We start from the raw sequence: 19,017 nt of genomic DNA on the forward strand, positions 1-19,017 counted from the left end.
CCGCGCCACCACCGACCGCCAGTCCGCACCCCAGGACTGAACCCTTGACGCAAGGAGCTATGGAAACCATGGACGCCGTAACCCAGGTCCCCGCCCCGGTCAACGAGCCGGTGCACTCCTACGCCCCCGGTTCGCCGGAGCGCGCCCGCCTCGAAGCCAAGCTCAAGGAGCTGGCCGAGAACCCCATCGACCTCCCGATGACCATCAACGGTGAGAAGCGGATGGGTGGCGGCGAGCGCTTCGACGTCGTACAGCCGCACAACCACAAGGCCGTCATCGGCACCGGCGCCCAGGCCACCAAGCAGGACGCGCAGGACGCCGTCGACGCCGCGCTCGCCGCCGCCCCTGCCTGGCGCGCGATGTCCTTCGACGACCGTGCCGCGATCATCCTGCGCGCCGCCGAGCTGCTCGCCGGTCCCTGGCGCGAGACGCTGGCCGCCTCCACCATGCTCGGCCAGTCCAAGACCGCCCAGCAGGCCGAGATCGACACCCCGTGCGAGCTCGTCGACTTCTGGCGCTTCAACGTCAAGTACGCCCGTGACCTGCTCGCCGAGCAGCCCCCGGCGAACTCCCCGGGCGTCTGGAACCGTCTGGACCACCGCCCGCTCGAAGGCTTCGTCTACGCGATCACGCCGTTCAACTTCACGGCCATCGCGGGCAACCTGCCGACCGCCCCGGCGCTGATGGGCAACGTCGTCGTCTGGAAGCCGTCCCCGACCCAGACGCACGCCGCCGTGCTCCTGATGCAGCTCCTCGAAGAGGCCGGTCTGCCCAAGGGTGTCATCAACCTGGTCACCGGCGACGGCATCGCCGTCTCCGAGGTCGCCCTGACCCACCGCGACCTGGCCGGCATCCACTTCACCGGCTCCACCCCGACCTTCCAGCACCTGTGGAAGACGGTCGGCGAGAACATCGCCAACTACCGCACCTATCCGCGTCTGGTCGGCGAGACCGGCGGCAAGGACTTCGTCGTCGCGCACCCCAGCGCCGACCGCGCCATCCTGAAGACCGCGCTGACCCGCGGCTCCTTCGAGTACCAGGGCCAGAAGTGCTCCGCGTCCTCGCGCGCCTACGTCCCGGCCTCCATCTGGAACGACGGCTTCAAGGAGGAGTTCGCGGCCGAGGTCGAAGGCATCACCATGGGTGACGTCACCGACCTGGACAACTTCATGAGCGCCGTCATCGACGAGCGTTCGTTCGCCAAGAACAAGGCCGCGATCGACCGTGCCAAGGCTGACGACTCCTGCACCGTCGTCGCCGGTGGCACCTACGACGACTCGGTCGGCTACTTCGTGCGCCCGACCGTCATCGAGTGCTCGGACCCGGCCAACGAGGTCTTCACCACCGAGTACTTCGGCCCGATCCTCGCCATCCACGTCTACGAGGACGACCAGTACGACGCCATGCTGGAGCAGATGGAGTCGGCCTCCGACTACGCGCTGACCGGCGCCGTCATCGCCAACGACCGCGCCGCCGCGGCCCGCACGATGGAGAAGCTGCGCTACGCCGCGGGCAACTTCTACATCAACGACAAGTCGACGGGCGCCGTCGTCGGCCAGCAGCCGTTCGGCGGAGGCCGCGCCTCCGGTACGAACGACAAGGCCGGCGCCCCCCAGAACCTCCAGCGCTGGACGCTCACCCGCGCCATCAAGGAGACCCTGGTCCCGCCGACCGACTACCGCTACCCGCACCAGGGCTGAGTTCCAGCCCCGGGGGTAGCCCCCTGAACCCCGCCCTCGTCCGGCCCCCATCGGACGGGGGCGGTGTCATGTCCGCCGCGCGTCCGTGACAGGCGGCGGGCACCCGACCGGGGTTCGCACACAGGCTCCTACATCTTCCGCCACCGTGCCATCGCGAACGAGAAGACGCCGAACAGCATCAGCCCGATCGCCAGCACCACCAGCAGCCACGGGCCCACCGGGGTCTCCTGGAACGACTTGATCGTGTCGTCCATGCCCTTGGCCTTCTCCGGGTCGAACGTCACCGCCGCCGCCACCGCGAAGCCGCCCGCCACCGCGAAGACCAGACCGCGGGAGACACCGCCGCCGACGCCGGTGACATCCACCAGCTTCCGCGTCCGGGGCGACATCTCGCCGATCTTCATCTCCTCGTGGTACTTCCGCCTGGCGGCCTGCACGGCGATCCACACCCCGGCGCCGACGATCACCAGAGCGGCCACGCCGACCAGCCACTGCCCGGCAGGCAGCCCCATCGCCTTGGCCGTGACGTCCTGCGACTGCTGGTCACTGGCGCCGTCGCCGCTGCCCTTGCTGCCGATCGCGAAGGCCAGCACCGAGTAGGACACGAAGCCGTAGAAAACGAACATGGCCCCGGCCATCAGCCGCTTCCTCGGCTTGTTGCCGTCCGGACCCACCGAGCCGAACAGCGCCTCTGTCAGCTGCCACAGGGCCATCGCGATGAGCCCGATGCCCAGCGCCCACAACAGGACCTTCCCGAACGGCTTCTCGGCCAGTTCGCTCAGCGCACCGCCCTGGTCGGCGGACTTGCCCCCGCCACCCAGGGCTATCTGCAGCGCCAGTATCCCGATGAACAGGTGGATGACACCGCGCGCGGTGAAACCCGCCCTGGCCGCGTACTTCATGGTGTCGCTGCGGGCCGCCCGCCTTGCCGTTCCGGTCGCACTCATGGCGTTCATACGGGTCAGCCTCCAATTTTCCGTCGGCTCGCGTATGCCCCCGGCCGATGTGCGGAAACGACGGAGAGGACGGGCGAACGCGGGTGGTTCCGGTGGGCGGTCTTGTGGGTTCGTGATGGGCATGTCAAATTCACCTCGGGTGTCCCCACAGCACCTGTGGCACCCGCGGCATGTGCACCACCTCTCGCGCACCACCTCCGCGCACTCTCCCCCACGAAGGAGATCCCCCATGAGACGCACCGCCACCGCCGGCCTGTCCGCCCTCCTGCTCCTCGCCGGTCTCGGCTTCGGCGCCACCCCCGCCGGAGCGGAGAGCAGCCCCGCCCCCGACCCCGCGCCGCGCGACCTCTACGCCCAGGACGCGCGATCCCGCGCCGAGTTGGGTGCGCAGAGCGCCGGTACGTACGTGGACGCCCGCACCGGCGCACTCGTCGTCACGGTCACCACCGAGGAGGCCGCCGCAAAGGTCCGCGCCACCGGTGCGACGGCCAAGAGGGTCACCCGTAACGCCGCACAACTCGCCGACGCCATGGGTGCGTTGGAGAGCGGGGCCAAGATCACCGGCACCTCCTGGGGGCTCGACCCCCGTACCAACCAGATAGCCGTGGAGGCCGACAGTTCGGTCTCCGCCCGGGACCTGGCCCGGCTGCGCGGGGTCGCCGACAAGCTCGACGGCGCGGTACGGATCGCCCGGGTGCCCGGCGTCTTCAAGCAGGAAGTGCTGGGCGGCGACGCCATCTACGGGGGCGGCTCGCGCTGCTCCGCCGCCTTCAACGTCCAGAAGGGCGGCGCCCGTTACTTCGTCACCGCGGGCCACTGCAACGAGATCGCCGATCAGTGGTCGGCCACCTCCGGCGGAGCCGCCGTCGGCGTCGACGAGGGCTACAGCTTCCCCACCAACGACTACGGCCTCGTCCGCTACACCAACGGCTCCAGCCCGGCAGGCACCGTGAACCTCTACAACGGCTCGTCCCAGGAGATCTCCTCGGCCGCCAACGCCGTAGTGGGCCAGTCCCTCAAGAAGAGCGGTTCCACCACCAAGGTCACCAGCGGCACCGTCACCGCCGTGAACGTCACCGTCAACTACGGCTCGGGCGCGGTCTACGGCATGGTCCGCACCACCGCCTGCTCGGCCGGCGGCGACAGCGGCGGCGCGCACTTCGCGGGCACGGTCGCCCTCGGCATCCACTCCGGCAGCTCCGGCTGCACGGGGACCAGCGGCTCGGCGATCCACCAGCCGGTGAGGGAAGCACTGTCGGCGTACGGCGTGAGCGTGTACTGACACGCGCCGCCGACGTACTGAGGCGGCCCGCACTGATGCTGGCCGCACTGAAACAGCCCGCACTGATGCAGCCCGTACGGCGCCGGGCGGAATCACCCGCCCGGCGCCCCCGGCGCCCTCGGCCTCCCCGGCACGCTCAGGCCGTCACATCCAGCACGATCTTCCCCGAAGTCCGCTTCGTCTCCAGCAACTCCGCCGCCTTCGCCGCCTCCGTGAACGGAAGCACCGTATCGACGTGCACCTTCACCCGGCCGTCCGCCAACAGGCTGGCGATCTCGGTCAGTTCATCGCCGTTCGCGGCCACCAGAAGCGGTACGAAACGCACCCCGGTCACCTTGGGGACGTCCTCGCCGAAGCCCGGATTCCACACGATCGCCGAGACCAGCAGCCCGCCGGGACGCAGCGTGGCCAGGGTGCGTGGCCCGTACTCGCCGCCGATCAGGTCCAGGGCGATGTCCACGTCCCTGGCGACCGCGACGAAGTCGTCCGTGGTGTAGTCGATCGGCTCGTCGACACCGAGACCGCGCAGGAACTCGTGCTTGGCGGCGCGCGCCGTCCCGTACACGAACGCCCCGCGCGCCTTGGCGATCTGGACGGCGAGGTGACCGACCCCGCCCGCCGCCGCATGGACCAACACCTTCTGCCCCGGCTGGAGTTGGCCGAGCGTCACCAGGGCCTGCCAGCCGGTCAGGGCAGCGGCCGGGGCGCCGGCCGCCTCGATGTGGGTGAGCTGCGGGGGCTTCTTCGCGAAGGCGTCGGCGGGCGCGGTCAGATACTCCGCGTACGCCCCGCCGGGATGCATCCCGAAGACCTCGTCGCCGGTACGGAACCGGGTGACACCGTTCCCGACCCCCTCGACCACGCCGGAGGAGTCCCAGCCGGGGAAGTAGGGCGGATCACCGGGCAGCGGAGCGAGGCCCTGCCGGGTCAGTGCGTCCACCGGGTTGACGCCCGCCGCGTGCACGCGGACCAGGATCTCGCCCGGCGCGGGCTCCGGGCGGTCCCCCTCAACCAGCTCCAGGACCTCGGGTCCACCGAAAGTGCGGTGCAGGTAGTGCTTCATGCGGGGTGAAGTCATGGGCAGAGTTTGGGGGGCCGGGGTGCGGGACGGGAAGGGTGTGGGGTGGGATGGGGACAACGGGGGAGGGGCAACAGGGGAGGGCGGCCGCATGTTCGAGATCCTGCCGGGACGCGGGTTGGTGCTGCCGCTCGGCGCGGGGACGCTCACCTTCGGCATGGCCGAGCGCGACGCCCAGTGGGCGGTGGCCACCCTCTGCGACGTGCGGGAGGCCTGGGTGTGCGGACTGGAGTGGTCGTTCGGGGCGACGTACCAAGGGCTGGACCTGCTGGTCGGCGGGGTGCGTGCGGGCGGACTCGGCACCGTGCACCTGGAACGTGCGACGGGCCTGCCGGACGCGCCCGCCGCCGTACCGGTGGTACTGGACGGGGTGGATGTGCTCGGCTACCCGCAGGAGGAGGTGCTGGAGGCGCTGGAGGCGCTGGAGGGGCAACTCCGCTGCCCAGAGGTGAAGTTGTGGCCCAGCGATCCGCCTGGCCGTTACCCGGCCGCCGTACACCTCAGCGCCGGGGCAGCTCGATGAGCCGGGGCGGCGACGGGTGCGGGGCCTGCGGTGCGAACCAGCCATTCACGCGTGCGCGCACACAGGAATGAACTGAGGGGCGTCGCCCGGTGCCGGCGGCCCCTTCCCCTGCTGATCCGCTCATTCCGCCGCTGTTCCGGGTGTACGAGTGCTCTCGGTCGGCTGCGAACGCCCTGGCTGAACCCGCCGTGGAACAGTGCTCCTCTCAGCCAGGGGTGGGCCTTCCCCGGTGCACGCCCGGACTCCAGCTGACACCTTGTGGCGCGCCAACCTGGGTGAATCCAGAGGGGATTCGCGCACAAGGGAGGAATGACCATGAACCTCAAGAAGATCGTGGTGCTGGCTGTGACCGGGGCTGCGCTGCTCGCTGCCACTCCGGCGGTGGCCGGTGAGATGTACGGCATGCAGGATGGTGCGGTGGCCTGGAGTCACGGCAACATCAACGGGCAACTCGCCGTCAAGGACTACTGGGCGGACGGCGACGAGGTGTACGCCGACTACCACCGCCGCAGCACCAACTGGCTCGAACTGCGCAACAAGAGCGGTGTCGGTACGACCGTGGTCAGCCCCGACAACAGAGCCAACTACGTGCGCGCGCTGCGGGCCTGCCAGGAGGTCGACTTCTACCCGGACGACTGCTCTGCGTGGTCCTACCGGTAGCGGTCCTGCGGCGGGATCGGCCGCAGGGCGCAGCGGGGCGACGCAGCCTGCGCGTCGCCCCTTTCGGGGTCCGTACGAGACCGGGAACAGCAGGCCCGTCGGAAGTGGGGTGCAGTGGTCGAGAAGGTGTTGTCCATCAATGGGCTGACGTACGACGTGGCCGGCCGGTCCTTGTTCGCGTCGCTGGAGCTGGCGGTTTCGGCGGGGGAGTCCGTCGCGGTGATGGGACCCAGTGGCTCGGGCAAGTCCACCCTGCTGTCCTGCGCACTGGGGCTGATCCGTCCTTCCGGTGGTGTCGTCGAGGTGAGCGGGGCCGATCTCGCGGGTCTGCGGGGTGCGGCCCTGGCCCGGCATCGTGCCCGGCACATCGGCATGGTCTTTCAGTTCGGCGAACTGCTGTCAGAGCTTTCGCCCGCGGACAACGTCGCGCTCGCGGCCCTGCTCGCAGGGGTGGGACGCAAGGATGCGTACACACGGGCGCAGGCACTGCTGACCCGCCTGGGCGTGCCGTTCGCGGAGTCCAGCGAAGAGCTGTCCGGCGGCGAGCGGCAGCGGGTCGCGGTGGCTCGCGCGATGATCAACTCGCCGACGCTGCTCCTTGCGGACGAGCCCACCGGCGCCCTGGACGAGGCGGCGAAGGAGAAGGTGGCGGACACCTTGTTCGACATGCCGCGGCGGTACGGCTGTGGCCTCCTCCTGGTGACGCACGATCCCGCTGTGGCGGGCCGGGCCGACCGCACCCTGGCGCTGAGCGCAGGCGCGCTCGTTCCCGCGCTGGGCGGGCAGGTGGCCGTTCAATGAGTGCGCACGGGGCGACGAGTGCGCAGGCGTCCACGAATGCGCGCGGGCTGACGCGTCAGCTGCTCGCCGTCGGTGCGGCCGCGGGCCGCCGGTCCGAGGCGGGCCGTGTGCGATATGCCGCCCTGTTCGCGGCAACCGCTCTGATGGCGCTGGCGCTGGCCTCGTTGGTGGTGGTGCACGCCACGTACGAGGGGCAGGCCGCGCGTGGTGCGGCGCGCACCCCGGTGTTCCAGGAGGACGTGCCCGGCAGTCCGGCGCGTGCGACGTGGAGCGTCGCCGGGGACTCGGTGCCGGGAAGCGGCCCCTTTCAGGTGGTCTTCCTCACCCGGCTGACCGAGGACGCACCCCTGCCACCGGGCTTGGGAAGCTGGCCACGCCCGGGTGAGGCCGTGCTGTCGCCGGCGCTACGGGATCACCACGCGGCCCACGACGTCACCACCCGGTACGGCACCGCGGTGGGCACGATCGCAGCCGAGGGGCTGCAGTCGCCCGATGAACTCTTCGCGTACGTCGTGCCGCGCGTGCCGGCGACGGGAGCGAACGTCAGGCCGGTCACCGGGTACGGGCCGGCCGCCGGGCCCGCGTTCTACAGCGTGGGCCAATTGGACTACGCCAAACCCGAATTGCTGTTCCTGGCCATGATCGGGCTGGTCCTCCTGCTGCCCGCCGCGGTGCTGCTGACGGTGGCAGCCCGAACAGGCGCACACACCAGGGACCGGCGTACCGCCCTGGTCGCGGTGCTCGGCGCCACGCCCCGCGCGAGGGCCGTCCTCGTCCTGGGTGACGCACTGCGGCCCGTCATCGCGGGAACCCTGCTCGCCCTGGTCGCCGTGGCCACCGTATGTGTGGTCGACATCCGGCTGCCCCGGACCGGGCACGTGCTGGTCGCCGCCGACCCGCGCGGCTGGTGGTGGGCGTTGCTGCTGACAGTTCTCGCGGCTGCGGTCGCCGTGCTGGCGGTGGTGGTCCTCATGGATGCGACCGGCGGAAGGCGTACGGCCCACACCCGGGTCGGGGGCGCCCGCCGGTCCCCGGTGAAGTGGGCCGTGGCGTGCCCGCTGCTCCTGCTTCTCGCCGTACGCGGACCGGACCTCTTCACTCCCGGTACTGCTGCCTACGTCCTCACCAACTGGATCGGCGTGGCCGGCACCCTGGCCACCCTTCCTGCCGCCGTCGCTGTTCTGGTCAGTGCTGGGGGCAGCCGACTGGCGCAGCTGGGGCGACGCCATGGCCGACCGGGGCAGGTCATCGCGGGCCGCCGCGCCGCGACGCATCCGGGTCCGCTGGCCCGGATGACGGCCGGGGTGGTGGTAGCTATCGGGCTGCTCCTCCAAGTGGTCGCCTGGCAGGGGCAGTTGGGGCGCAGCGCCGTGGCGGCACAGGCAACGGTGGACCGTATCGGCTCCTCGGCCCTGGTGGTCGAGCCGCGGGCCGCCACCGCCGGTCAGTTGACGGCCTTCGTCCGTTCGCTCCCCACCGAGGTGGCGATGGTCTCCCTGGCCTTCGAACCCGGCCGGGACCGTCTGACGGTACGGGGGCGGTGTCCCGCTCTGCTGGCTCTCAAGCTGGAGTGCGCGTCCGCGCCGTCGCGTCTGACGAGCAGCCCCGCCGACCCGCGCCTGCGCGAACTCGTCGGATGGGTCACCGGAGGCAGGGGGGAGGTGAGCGTGGTGCAGACGGATCCGGTGACCTCCCTGGCCGAGCCCGAGGGGAAAAGGTTCAAGCAGGCCGTGCTGGTGGACCGCGGTGCGGCGGACCTCTCCGTGCCGCAGATCAAGCGAGAGGCCTACCGGAGTTTCCCCATGGGGGCCGAAGTCGGCACGGTCGGCGGGACCTGGCTCACCAACAGCAAAGTGAACCAGCACCAAGGAGACTGGCTCACCCTGTTCGGCCTCGTCGGCATCGCCGTGCTCAGCGCTGCCTCGGGGTTCGCGGGTCTGGCGGAGTTCCTTCGGCACGGCCGCGCACTGGCACCGATGGCCGTGCTGACCGGGAACCCGCGTGTCTACTGGTCCACCGCCGCCCACAGCATCCTTGTCCCGCTGGCCCTGGCCGGCCTGGTGGGGACCGTCGTCGGCTCCTGGCTCGCGCTCCCGCAGACGCGAGCCGGCGCTTCGTACCTCTCCCACGCACTGTTGGCCGGATGCGCCGCCGCGGCGTTGCTCATCGGCGTCGGCGGTTGGGTGTGGGGCGCGCGCGTGTCCGTTCGTCAGGCCTTGACCTGGCGGCCCCGCGGCGAGTGAAGGAGGCGGACGTGGCACCGCTCCTGGCTCACCTCCAGGACAGCACGACGAGTGTCAGTCCTGCCGTGAAGGCCGGTCCCAGCAGCATCAGGTATCCCGGGTAGAGCCTGCGCCAGCGGCGCATCAGCAGGCCGAAGGCGGCGAAGGCCAGGCCGACGGTGAGGGTGCGGGTGCCGCGTGCGGTCGCCGCCTCGGCCAGCCAGTCGGTGACCGGGACCTTCGCGCGGCCCGCCTCGGCGGCGTACACCTTGAAGGGGATGCCGTTCCAGGGCTGGTGGCGGACGGCGCGGGCGCCCTCGGTGGCGATCTGGGCGGCGACCTCCGTGTGCATCCGGGCGGTGGTGAGGGGCCGGGGCAACTCGACTCCGGAGGAGGCGAGTTGGATGGCGAGGAGGCTGCCTGCGAGGCTGCCGGCGAGTGCGGTCAGGGAGAGTTTCAGGGCCGCGCGAGGGGCTGCGACGCAGGCCACCGCCAGGAGGAGTTCCGGCATCAGCGGCCAGCTCAGTGCCTCCGCGCCCGCCCATACGAAGCCGAGCGCCAGGCCCCGGCGGGAGGCTGCGACGGCCGCCACCCGGCGACGTACGACCGAATCGCGCAGGGATTCCGCGTTCGTACGCTGATGGAGCGCGGCCACCGCCGCACGGGCCTCCTCGGGGGTGCTGGAGGCGGGGAGCGGGTCGCCGATGCGGATGCGGACCAGGGCGGAGCGCAGGCGTCCATGCTTGGGCAGGAGGCGGTTGGTGCCCGCGATGCCGACCGGGACGACCGGGACGCCGGCCCGCTCGGCGAGCAGCAGTGCGCCACGGTGGAAGGAGCCGACCTCGCCGTCGCCACGGGTGCCCTCGGGGAAGAGGACGACGGCGCGGCCGGACCGGAGTTCGTCGCTCATCGAGAGCAGGTCGTCGAGACCGCCGCCCTTGCGGCGCACCGGGAATCCGGCCGCGAGGCGGCGGCAGACGCGGCTGCGCCAGGGCGAGGAGAACCAGTAGTCGGCGGCCGCGCCGATCGCCGGGGTGTGCCGGGCGTCGAGACCGGCGAGCAGGGCGGCGGTGTCGGCGTGCGAGGAGTGGTTGGCGACGACCACGCAGCCGCCGCGCGGGAGGTGGCCGCGGCGTTCGACGCCGCCGGTGAGGGTGAGGACGCTCCACCACAGGGCGCGGCGCAGCAGGGAGTGGACGCGGGAGGGGGCCGGGGCCCGCATCACCGGTGCGGTCGTGGACGTGCCGACGGAACTCACAGGGTCACCACCATCGCGAGCAGCAGGGCAAGGAGCAGGGAGTCGATACGGTCGAGCAGCCCGCCGAACCCGGGCAGCCAACTGCCCGCGTCCTTCACCCCGGACTCCCGCTTGACCATGGATTCGAGCAGATCCCCGAGCAGGCAGCCGAGGAGGACGGCGGCCCAGAGCAGCGGGGTGAACACCCCAACTGCCAGCAACGCTGCGGCGGTTGCGGCCGCACATCCGGCCACCCCCGCCCAGGTCTTGTTCGGTGAGAGGGCCGACAGCGGCCGGGCGAGCACCCCGCGCTTCCCCAGCGCGGTCCCACCGCACCAGGCGCCGACATCCCCGAGCGCGACCGCGAGGCCGACCGCCATCGCGGTGCCCTCACCCAGCAGCACCAGCCCGGTGAGTGCCACCGGAATCCACAGCATCCCGAAGGCATTGCGTGCGGTCCGCGTGAAGCCACGCTCGGCGTCCCCAGCGAGCACCGCGGGCAGCGCGGCCACCACGAGCAGCAACGCGGCGGCCCGCACGTCCAGCACCCCGGGCGCCAGCCACGCGAGCGCGGGCAGCACGAGCGCGGCGGCGACCAGCACGAGCAGGTCGCCGGAGGCCACCGTCGCCTCCCGTGCGTCCGCGACCGCCGAACCCCGTACCCCCGCCCCCACCCGTCCACCGGAGGCCCCCGCCCCCACCCGTCCGGCGGAGGCCCCCGCCCCCACCCGTCCGGCGGAGGCCACCGCCGTCATCCGCGCGTACTCCGTCACCGCGATCACCCCCAGCCCCGCCGCCAGCGCATATGCGCCCGCCGCTCCCAGCCACAGGGCCCCCAGGTAGACCGGGGCCGCCAGTGCCCAGGTGCGCCACCGCTTGCGCAGTTCCGTGCGCATCGCGACGCGGGCCGGGATCGCCGCCACCGCGAGACCGCTCAGGGCGAGCACCCCGGCCACGATCACCGGCACCCGCGCGCTCACAGCGACCTCCACAGGCGTACGCACCGGGCGAGGGCGGTCAGTGCCGAACCGGCTGCCAGTACGGCGAGCACCGGAACCGCCCACCCGGGTACCGCGGCGGCGACCACCACCAGCAGGCAGCGTTCGGTCTTGCCGACCGGGCCGCCGTTCAGGCGCTCGCCGCCCGCCGCGGCGCCCGCCAGGGAAACCCACGAGGGGAGGGTCGCGGCCAGCCCCGCCACGGCCACCAGCCACAGCGGGGCCAGTGTCAGGAACCCGGCGAGGACGATCAGGTCGGCGGCGCGGTCGCCCAGTTCATTGAGCAGCGCCCCGCGCCTGCTCGTCCGCCCGGTGTCGCGGGCCAGTGCCCCGTCCAGGTTGGCGAAGGCGAGTCGCGCCGCGAGCAGTACGGCGACGGGCAGCGCCGCGTACGGTGCCGGCAGCCAGGCCAGGGCCGCCGCCGCGCCCGTCGCGCACACCACACCGGCCGCGGTCAGCGTGTCCGGCGACACCTCGCGGCGGACCAGCGTGGCCCGCACCCCGGACAGCCGGGCCGCGTACCAGGGCTTCAGGGCGTAGAGGCCGGCGCCCGAGGGGCGGGTGGAGGGCGTCTTCGTGTGCATGGGCCCAACTCTGCTGCCGCGAGGGGCGGTACGACACGGCACAGGTACTCAAAGCGCTACTGAGTACCTGTCAGGGCGTACCGGAACGGGCGGGGCCTGCGAGAGTGCTGTGCATGACCACCTCCTCCACCGGCCCCACCCTGCGGACCGCTCACACCGCCCACCTCACCCCCGCCGAACTCACCGCCGCCCGCGCCCTCCTCGACGACGCCTTCGACGGTGACTTCTCGGACGAGGACTGGGACCACGGCCTGGGCGGAATGCACGCCCTGATCGAAAGCCCGGACGGGCAACTGCTCGCCCACGGAAGCCTGGTGATGCGCCGCGTCCAGCACCGGGACAGCTCGCTGCGGATCGGTTACGTCGAGGCGGTCGCGGTCCGCGCCGGCCACCGCGGGCAGGGGCTCGGCGGCCGGATCATGGCGGCCCTGGAGGAGATCGTGGACCACGCGTACGTCCTCGGGGCGCTGTCCGCCTCCGACGCCGGGGCCGCGCTCTACGCCGCGCGCGGCTGGCAGGTGTGGTCCGGCCCGCTGGCAGCGCTGGGCCCCATCGGCGTCGTACCGCTGCCGGAGGAGGAAGGGACGACGTACGTCCGCCCCGCCGCGGGCCGGAGCCTGCCGGACCCGGACGCGGCGCTGCTCTTCGACTGGCGGGAAGGGGACGTGCTGTGAGGGGGCGGGGCGAGGACGCAGGGTGTTGCGCCCGGTCCTCCTCGAACCCGGACGCAGGCTCCTATGCCCGGTCCTCCACCCCCTCGGCCACGTCCCGCTTGCTCCCGTACCACCCGCCGAGGCCGCCCGCGACGCCCGCGGCGGCCAACACCGCCCAGGCCCAGGGGTGTTCGGCGAGGAACCTGCCGTAGCCGAGCGTCATGGCCACCCCGCCCGCCAGCAGCGCCAGCCCCAGGATCAGGAGCAGCCGACGGGTCCGCCTGCCGAACATCCCCCAGCTGTCCGGCACCTCCGCCACCTCGGACAGTGCCGCCGCGGGCCCCGCGCTCGCCGCCTTCGGGCGACGGAAGTACATGTAGAACACCCAGTGCCCGCACGGCTCCCACGCGTCCGGGGCCAGTTCCTCGGTCCTGGCCGCACGTTCCCGGGAGTTGTTCGCCATCTCGCGGCGGTACTCCCAGCGCTGGGCGGCCGACGGGTCGCGGCGGCAGACGAAGCGGCCCAGCCGGTCGACGCGTTCGACCTCCCAGCCCTGGTCGCCGTACTGGTTGAGAAGCCGGCGGTCGTTGTAGATGTCGGTGGTCCACTTCCAGGTCTCCGCCTCGGCCTCCGGTTCCTCGACCCGGTCCCCGCCGGTCAGCCGGGCGGCGAACCGGGCCGGGTCGCCGAACTCCTCGGCGGGATCGCCCGCACTGTCGGCGACGTACGCCATGAGGTCCAAGACGGTCGCGGCGGTCTCCTCCTCGGTCATTCCGCCTGTGCGCAGGGCGGTGGTCAGCCGCTCGAAGTAGGTGTCGTTCGCAGTCATCATGATTCCCCCGTGCCGAGCGATGTGGTGAGCGTGTTCCGTACGGACGCGTGGAAGTCCAGCCAGGCGCCCGTCTGTTCGGCGAGTGCGGTACGTCCCTGGCCGGTCAGCCGGTAGTAGCGGCGGCCGGGCCCGCGCTCGGCGGCGCGGAACTCCCCGACGACGTAACCGGCCTCCTCCAGCCGGTTCAGGACCGGATAGAGCGTGCCGCCCTTGATGTCCCCGAGCCCCGCCCCGGCCAGTGCCTTGGAGATTTCGTAGCCATAGCTCTCGCCCCCGGTGAGGCAGGAGAGGACGAGGAGGTCAAGGACACCCTTGAGCCAGCTGGATCTGCGGTCTGCGGCCATGGCGCAACTTCACCACTACCTAGGTAGGAATGCAACCTAGGTAGTGCTGTCGTGCCTGCTGCATGATCGCGTCTCAGATAGTAGGAAGTCCGAGTAATTGTGGAGACAGCTGCCTCTGCCTGCCCTAGCTTTGTAGAAGCCGAACGTCTCGCTCCATCAGCGAACGGCGGTAGCGAGCCGGTGCCCCGAGCAGGCAACCCCTGTGGCGCCGAGGTCCTGTGCGCAGGGCCGTGCTCCCCGCCACTTTCCGGCGCCAACAGATGCAGTGCGTCCCGTGAGAACGGGTTCCGCGCTTTCCCTCATGCTCTGAAGGAGTCGATTTCACGTGTCCGAGACGACGATGAACCGCCCGGCCCCCACTCACGCCCGCCGCGTCCGCCACGTCTCCCGCGCCACCGAGCCGGCCGACCGCGGCCAGGCCGCCGCCGCACTCCAGCGCGCGCTGGACCGCCGGGACAACGGTGGCGAGACGGGTCACTGAGGTCACCGGGGTGGGTCACTGAGAGCCACCGGGGCTGCGGGGGTGACGTACCTCCTCCGCAGCCCGTGTCCCCACCCGTTCGTGTCCACATGGCGGACACCAGGTGTCATGGACTGGGACGCGGAGTAGGGTCCCAGCATGTCTCGCAGCATCAATCTCGCAGTGATCCCCGGTGACGGCATCGGCCAGGAGGTCGTCGCCCAGGGCCTCAAGGTCCTCAACTCCGTACTCCCGCAGGATGTGAAGCTGGAGACCAAGGAGTACGACCTCGGGGCCAAGCGCTGGCACCGCACCGGGGAGACCCTCCCGGACGCGGAGATGGACGCGCTCAAGCAGCACGACGCCATCCTGCTCGGCGCCATCGGTGATCCGTCCGTACCGTCGGGCGTGCTGGAGCGCGGGCTGCTGCTCAAGCTCCGCTTCGCCTTCGACCACTACATCAACCTCCGCCCGTCGAAGCTGTTCCCGAACACCTCGACCCCCCTCGCGGGCACCCCGGACATCGACTTCGTGGTCGTCCGGGAAGGCACCGAGGGCCCCTACACCGGCAACGGCGGCAGCCTGCGCACCGGCACCCCCGCCGAGGTCGCCACCGAGGTCTCCCTCAACACGGCGTACGGCGTGGAGCGCGTGGTCCGTGACGCCTTCGAGCGCGCGGCGGCCCGCCCCCGCAAGAAGCTCACCCTGGTCCACAAGAACAACGTGCTCGTCTACGCCGGCCACCTGTGGAAGAACACCTTCGACCGCGTCGCCGCCGAGTACCCGTCCGTCACCACGGACTACCTGCACGTCGACGCCGCGACGATCTTCTTCGTCACCCAGCCGGAGCGCTTCGACGTCATCGTCACCGACAACCTCTTCGGCGACATCCTGACCGACCTGGCCGCCGCCGTCTCCGGCGGAATCGGCCTGGCCGCCTCCGGAAACATCAACCCGACGGGCGCCTTCCCGTCCATGTTCGAGCCCGTGCACGGCTCCGCGCCCGACATCGCGGGCCAGGGCAAGGCGGACCCGACGGCCACCATCCTGTCCGTCGCGCTGCTGCTGCGGCACCTCGGTTACGAGGCCCAGGCCGCCCGCATCGAGGAGGCGGTCTCCACCGACCTCGCCGAGCGGGACTCCGCCGTGGTCCGCACGACGGACGAGATCGGCGACGCGCTCGCCGCGCGAGTAGCGGGCTGACCCGACGACTCCCTCTCACAGACAGCCGCCGGGTTCCGACACCCGGCGGCTGTTCCTGTGCGGCCTCCGGGTGCGACCATCGATCCCTGGGCCGCACCCCACACCTCACACTCCACACCCCACGTCATAAGGCGTCATTTCGTACCCGACCCATCCCGCGCGATAATCGAACGCAGGGGTCGCGGTAGGAAACGTCCGGGTACGAGGAAGGCGTGGCGCGACCCTCCCCAGACAACCGGTGAAGGACACGCACTCATGACGACGCCCCTGACGATCGAGCTCAAGCCCTCATCCAGCCCGCTGGCCGACGCGGAGCGCGAGGCGAACATGGCCAACCCCGGTTTCGGCCGCTACTTCACCGATCACATGGTGACGATCAAGTGGACCGAGGGCCGCGGCTGGCACGACGCGCAGCTCGTCCCGTACGCGCCGCTCTCCATCGACCCGGCGAACATGACCCTGCACTACGCGCAGGAGATCTTCGAGGGCCTGAAGGCCTACCGCCGGCCCGACGGCTCGGTGGCCACCTTCCGCCCCGAGGCCAACGCCCTGCGCTTCCAGAAGTCGGCGCACCGCCTGGCCATGCCGGAGCTGCCGGTCGAGACCTTCATCGCGGCCTGCGACGCGCTGGTCAAGCAGGACGAGGCCTGGGTGCCGCCGCACGGTGGCGAGGAGTCGCTCTACCTGCGCCCGTTCATGATCGCCACCGAGGTCGGTCTGGGTGTCCGCCCGGCCAACGAGTACCTCTTCCTCGTGATCGCCTCCCCGGCCGGCGCCTACTTCCCCGGCGGTGTGAAGCCGGTCTCCGTCTGGCTCTCCGAGAACTACGTCCGCGCCGTCCCCGGCGGCATGGGCTACGCCAAGACCGGCGGCAACTACGCGGCCTCCCTGCTCGCCCAGGCCGAGGCCGCCGAGCAGGGCTGCGACCAGGTCGTCTGGCTGGACGCGCTCGACCACAAGTGGGTCGAGGAGATGGGCGGCATGAACCTGTACTTCGTGTACGGCGACAAGATCGTCACCCCGGAGCTGACGGGCTCGCTCCTCGCGGGCGTCACCCGCGACACCCTCCTCTCGCTCTCCCGCGACCTCGGCTACACCTCCTCCGAGGGCCGCATCTCCACCGAGCAGTGGCGTGCGGACGCCGAGTCCGGCGCACTGACGGAGGTCTTCGCGTGCGGTACGGCGGCCGTCATCACGCCGGTCGGCCACGTGAAGTCGGCCTCGGGCGAGTGGACGACGGCGGACGGCCGGCCGGGGCGGGTCACGATGGCCCTCCGCGAGGCGCTGCTGGAGATCCAGACGGGCAAGGTGGCGGACACGCGCGGCTGGATGCACGAGCTGGCGTAGCCGTGAGGGAGGGTGCGGCCCCGGATGGGGTCCGCACCCTCGCCCTCTCAGCCGTCCGCCAGGACACCCTCCAGCCCTGCCGCCCCGGCGAGCAGCCGCTCGTCCGAGCCCCGGACCCCCACCACCTGCACTCCGAGCGGAAGCCCGTTCGCCGCCCGCCCCGCGGGCAGCGAGAGGGAAGGCCACCCCGCGTTGCTCCAGGGCAGGCACATGAGGGACGACCCCGTCGTGGTCAGGTCGGCCGGGGCGGGCCCGGTGGCCGCCGGGGTGACCCACAGATCGACCCCCGCGCCCACCGTGACCTCGGTCAACTGGTCGATGAATACGGCCCGTTGGGCCTGCGCCGCCGAGTAGGCGGAGTCCGTGACGCCGGAGCCTTCGCGGAGTACCGCCACCGTCTCGGGGCGGTAGAGATGCCCGTACGTCCCGAACCACGGCTCGTGCGACCGCACCGCCTCGTACCGGTTCATGGTGAACAGCTGCCGCCGGATCTCTTCGAAGTCCGCCATCACCGGAACCCGGCGGACCTCGTACCCGTACGCCCGCAACGCTTCGACGTGCCTCTCGAAGGCGGCCCGTGCCTCCGGCCCCGCGTGGGAGAGGTAGGGGCCCTCGGGTACGCCGAGGACGGGGTTGGCCGTGGGGGCGGCAGGCGTCCAGTGGTCGCAGACCACCGCGGCGGCCGGAGCGATGCCGGCCACGTCCCGGGCGTACAGGCCCAGCGTGTCGAAGGACGGGGCGTTGGGGATGACCCCGTCGATCGGGATGCGGCCGTACGTGGGCTTGAAGCCGACGACTCCGCAGTACGCCGCCGGGCGGATCATCGAGCCGACCGTCTGGGTGCCGACGGCCAGCGGCACCGTCCCCGCCGCGACCGCCGCCGCCGAACCGCTGCTCGAACCCCCCGGTGTGTGGGCCGGGTTGTGCGGGTTGCGGGTGGGGCCGGGAGCGAGGATGGCGAACTCCGCCGTGACCGTCTTGCCCGCGACGTACGCCCCGGCGGCCAGCAGCCGGGAGACGATCGTGGCCTGGGGGCCGGAGAGCGCGTCCGCAGGGAGGGCGGAGCCGCCGCCCGTCGGCAGCCCGTCCACCCGGATGATGTCCTTCACGCCGACGGCCACACCGCTCAGCGGGCCGGGCCCGGAGAGCGGGGGAGGGTCGGCGAGGGTCACGAACGCCCTTGTCTCCGCGTCCAGTCGGGCGATCTCGTCGCGCTTCATTCTGTACCTTCCGCAAGGTCGACTCGTACGCCCGCGTGGTCCGACGGCCAGATTCCGTCCACCGGGCCGTGCCCGAAGCGGGCCACCCCCTGCACGGCGCCCGCGCCGTTGTCCCGCACGCCGCCCAGATGGATGTAGTCGATGCGGGCGGACGGGCCGGGGGAGTGGTAGGCGTTGGTGGAGTCCCAGGTGGCCCGGGGGGCGGCCGGGTCCGCGTACTCCCAGGCGTCGACGAAGACCTGTTTCGGCACGGGCGGGGCCGTCTTGTAGCCGCCGAACAGGCGGATCTCGTCGGAGTCCGGCCAGGCGTTGAAGTCGCCGGTGACGACGGGGCCGAAAGCACCGTTCCAGCCCCGCTCCTTGACGAAGTGGGCGAGGGCGGTGACCTGCCGGCAGCGGACCGCCGAGTCGTACACCGCCGAGTTGAGGTGGGTGGTGAAGACCGGGACCGGGCCGGTGGGGGAGTCGAGGGAGGCGTACAGGGCCACCCTGCCGTTGTCGACGGCGCCCTCGGCGGGCAGCGGCAGCACCGCCTCCTCGGTGATCGGCCAGCGACTGAGGATGGCGACCCCGATGTCCGAGGTGTCCCCCGGGACGCGCCGCTGCCAGTGCTCGGGGTGGCCGAAACGGGCCCACGTCCAGTGTGCGAACCCCAGCTCCCGCGCCAGCCAACCGGCCAGGTTCTCCTCCTCGTTGGCCCACACCTCCTGAAGCGCCACCACATCCGGCCGCTGCTCCCGCAACACGGCGAGGATCGCCTTGCGGCGGGCGTCCCACGGGCCGAACCGCCACCACAGATTCCATGTCAGTACGCGCATGGGCCGACGGTATAGGGCGCGACCCGCCGCCCCTGGGCGGGCGTGGGGCGTGCACGTGGGGGTGAGGTGACACGGGGCCGGGGGGCGAGGGTTGTACCT

19 protein-coding genes are annotated in these 19,017 nt (G+C 71.7%); 10 read left to right on the forward strand and 9 right to left on the reverse strand.

Annotated features, from left to right (window positions below):
• Positions 1–68: 68 nt before the first annotated feature.
• The gene (gene pruA / locus ACIA73_RS21235; protein ID WP_399440187.1) at positions 69–1,700 is read left to right on the forward strand and encodes an L-glutamate gamma-semialdehyde dehydrogenase; all 1,632 of its coding nucleotides are present in this window, start codon (positions 69–71) and stop codon (positions 1,698–1,700) included.
• 128 nt (positions 1,701–1,828) lie between these two features.
• Here the strand turns inward: pruA and ACIA73_RS21240 are convergent, their stop codons facing one another.
• A complete protein-coding gene (locus tag ACIA73_RS21240) occupies positions 1,829–2,656 on the reverse strand; it encodes a DUF1206 domain-containing protein (RefSeq protein ID WP_399440188.1) in 828 nt (275 codons plus the stop codon).
• 229 nt (positions 2,657–2,885) lie between these two features.
• Between ACIA73_RS21240 and ACIA73_RS21245 the strand changes: the two genes are divergently transcribed.
• The gene (locus ACIA73_RS21245; protein ID WP_399440189.1) at positions 2,886–3,938 is read left to right on the forward strand and encodes a S1 family peptidase; all 1,053 of its coding nucleotides are present in this window, start codon (positions 2,886–2,888) and stop codon (positions 3,936–3,938) included.
• A 136-nt stretch (positions 3,939–4,074) separates the two neighbouring features.
• Here ACIA73_RS21245 and ACIA73_RS21250 read toward each other — a convergent pair whose 3' ends face one another.
• Positions 4,075–5,016 carry a zinc-binding alcohol dehydrogenase family protein gene (locus ACIA73_RS21250; RefSeq protein ID WP_399440190.1) on the reverse strand — a complete coding sequence of 314 codons (942 nt, stop codon included), beginning with the start codon at positions 5,014–5,016 and terminating at the stop codon, positions 4,075–4,077.
• A gap of 91 nt (positions 5,017–5,107) precedes the next feature.
• On the opposite strand from ACIA73_RS21250, the gene ACIA73_RS21255 reads away from it, so the two are divergent.
• The 4 genes from ACIA73_RS21255 (at position 5,108) to ACIA73_RS21270 (ending at position 9,243) form a co-directional block, all read left to right on the forward strand.
• Positions 5,108–5,539, forward strand: a complete 432-nt coding sequence (locus tag ACIA73_RS21255; protein WP_399440191.1) for a hypothetical protein — start codon at positions 5,108–5,110, stop codon at positions 5,537–5,539.
• Positions 5,540–5,854: 315 nt separating this feature from the next.
• Positions 5,855–6,199, forward strand: coding sequence for a hypothetical protein (locus ACIA73_RS21260; protein ID WP_399440192.1), 345 nt, complete (start codon positions 5,855–5,857; stop codon positions 6,197–6,199).
• A gap of 114 nt (positions 6,200–6,313) precedes the next feature.
• Entirely contained in the window at positions 6,314–7,000 is a 687-nt protein-coding gene (locus ACIA73_RS21265; RefSeq protein ID WP_399440193.1) for an ABC transporter ATP-binding protein, read from the forward strand.
• The gene (locus tag ACIA73_RS21270) at positions 6,997–9,243 is read left to right on the forward strand and encodes an ABC transporter permease (RefSeq protein ID WP_399440194.1); all 2,247 of its coding nucleotides are present in this window, start codon (positions 6,997–6,999) and stop codon (positions 9,241–9,243) included. The genes ACIA73_RS21265 and ACIA73_RS21270 overlap by 4 nt, the downstream gene beginning before the upstream one ends.
• A 28-nt stretch (positions 9,244–9,271) precedes the next feature.
• On the opposite strand, the gene ACIA73_RS21275 is transcribed toward ACIA73_RS21270, so the two are convergent.
• The 3 genes from ACIA73_RS21275 to ACIA73_RS21285 are packed head-to-tail and all read right to left on the reverse strand — an operon-like array spanning position 9,272 to position 12,041.
• Positions 9,272–10,444, reverse strand: a complete 1,173-nt coding sequence (locus ACIA73_RS21275; RefSeq protein ID WP_399440373.1) for a lysophospholipid acyltransferase family protein — start codon at positions 10,442–10,444, stop codon at positions 9,272–9,274.
• Positions 10,445–10,476: 32 nt separating this feature from the next.
• Positions 10,477–11,439, reverse strand: a complete 963-nt coding sequence (locus ACIA73_RS21280) for a phosphatidate cytidylyltransferase (RefSeq protein WP_399440195.1) — start codon at positions 11,437–11,439, stop codon at positions 10,477–10,479.
• Positions 11,436–12,041 (reverse strand): CDP-alcohol phosphatidyltransferase family protein, encoded by a 606-nt coding sequence (locus ACIA73_RS21285; protein WP_399440196.1) that lies wholly within the window; start codon positions 12,039–12,041, stop codon positions 11,436–11,438. Before ACIA73_RS21285 ends, ACIA73_RS21280 begins: the two co-directional genes overlap by 4 nt.
• A gap of 113 nt (positions 12,042–12,154) precedes the next feature.
• On the opposite strand from ACIA73_RS21285, the gene ACIA73_RS21290 reads away from it, so the two are divergent.
• The gene (locus ACIA73_RS21290; protein WP_399440197.1) at positions 12,155–12,715 is read left to right on the forward strand and encodes a GNAT family N-acetyltransferase; all 561 of its coding nucleotides are present in this window, start codon (positions 12,155–12,157) and stop codon (positions 12,713–12,715) included.
• 61 nt (positions 12,716–12,776) lie between these two features.
• On the opposite strand, the gene ACIA73_RS21295 is transcribed toward ACIA73_RS21290, so the two are convergent.
• Together ACIA73_RS21295 and ACIA73_RS21300 are read right to left on the reverse strand one after the other, a co-directional pair.
• On the reverse strand, positions 12,777–13,526 hold the full coding sequence (locus tag ACIA73_RS21295; protein WP_399440198.1) for a hypothetical protein: 750 nt from the start codon (positions 13,524–13,526) through the stop codon (positions 12,777–12,779).
• The gene (locus ACIA73_RS21300; protein WP_399440199.1) at positions 13,523–13,870 is read right to left on the reverse strand and encodes a PadR family transcriptional regulator; all 348 of its coding nucleotides are present in this window, start codon (positions 13,868–13,870) and stop codon (positions 13,523–13,525) included. The genes ACIA73_RS21295 and ACIA73_RS21300 overlap by 4 nt, the downstream gene beginning before the upstream one ends.
• A gap of 325 nt (positions 13,871–14,195) precedes the next feature.
• Here ACIA73_RS21300 and ACIA73_RS21305 point away from each other — a divergent pair, with 325 nt between their 5' ends.
• The 3 genes from ACIA73_RS21305 to ACIA73_RS21315 all read left to right on the forward strand — a co-directional run bounded on the left by ACIA73_RS21305 (position 14,196) and on the right by ACIA73_RS21315 (position 16,880).
• On the forward strand, positions 14,196–14,351 hold the full coding sequence (locus ACIA73_RS21305; protein WP_399440386.1) for a hypothetical protein: 156 nt from the start codon (positions 14,196–14,198) through the stop codon (positions 14,349–14,351).
• A 138-nt stretch (positions 14,352–14,489) separates the two neighbouring features.
• Positions 14,490–15,533: a 3-isopropylmalate dehydrogenase gene (locus ACIA73_RS21310; protein ID WP_399440200.1), complete on the forward strand. Its 1,044-nt coding sequence runs from the start codon at positions 14,490–14,492 to the stop codon at positions 15,531–15,533.
• A gap of 255 nt (positions 15,534–15,788) precedes the next feature.
• A complete protein-coding gene (locus ACIA73_RS21315; protein ID WP_399440201.1) occupies positions 15,789–16,880 on the forward strand; it encodes a branched-chain amino acid aminotransferase in 1,092 nt (363 codons plus the stop codon).
• Positions 16,881–16,927: 47 nt separating this feature from the next.
• On the opposite strand, the gene ACIA73_RS21320 is transcribed toward ACIA73_RS21315, so the two are convergent.
• Entirely contained in the window at positions 16,928–18,100 is a 1,173-nt protein-coding gene (locus tag ACIA73_RS21320; RefSeq protein WP_399440202.1) for an amidase, read from the reverse strand.
• Positions 18,097–18,918 (reverse strand): endonuclease/exonuclease/phosphatase family protein, encoded by an 822-nt coding sequence (locus ACIA73_RS21325; protein ID WP_399440203.1) that lies wholly within the window; start codon positions 18,916–18,918, stop codon positions 18,097–18,099. Before ACIA73_RS21325 ends, ACIA73_RS21320 begins: the two co-directional genes overlap by 4 nt.
• Positions 18,919–19,017: the final 99 nt, after the last annotated feature.

Origin of the sequence: Streptomyces sp. NPDC051561, assembly GCF_044454195.1 — a bacterium.
Taxonomy (GTDB): Bacteria; Actinomycetota; Actinomycetes; order Streptomycetales; family Streptomycetaceae; genus Streptomyces.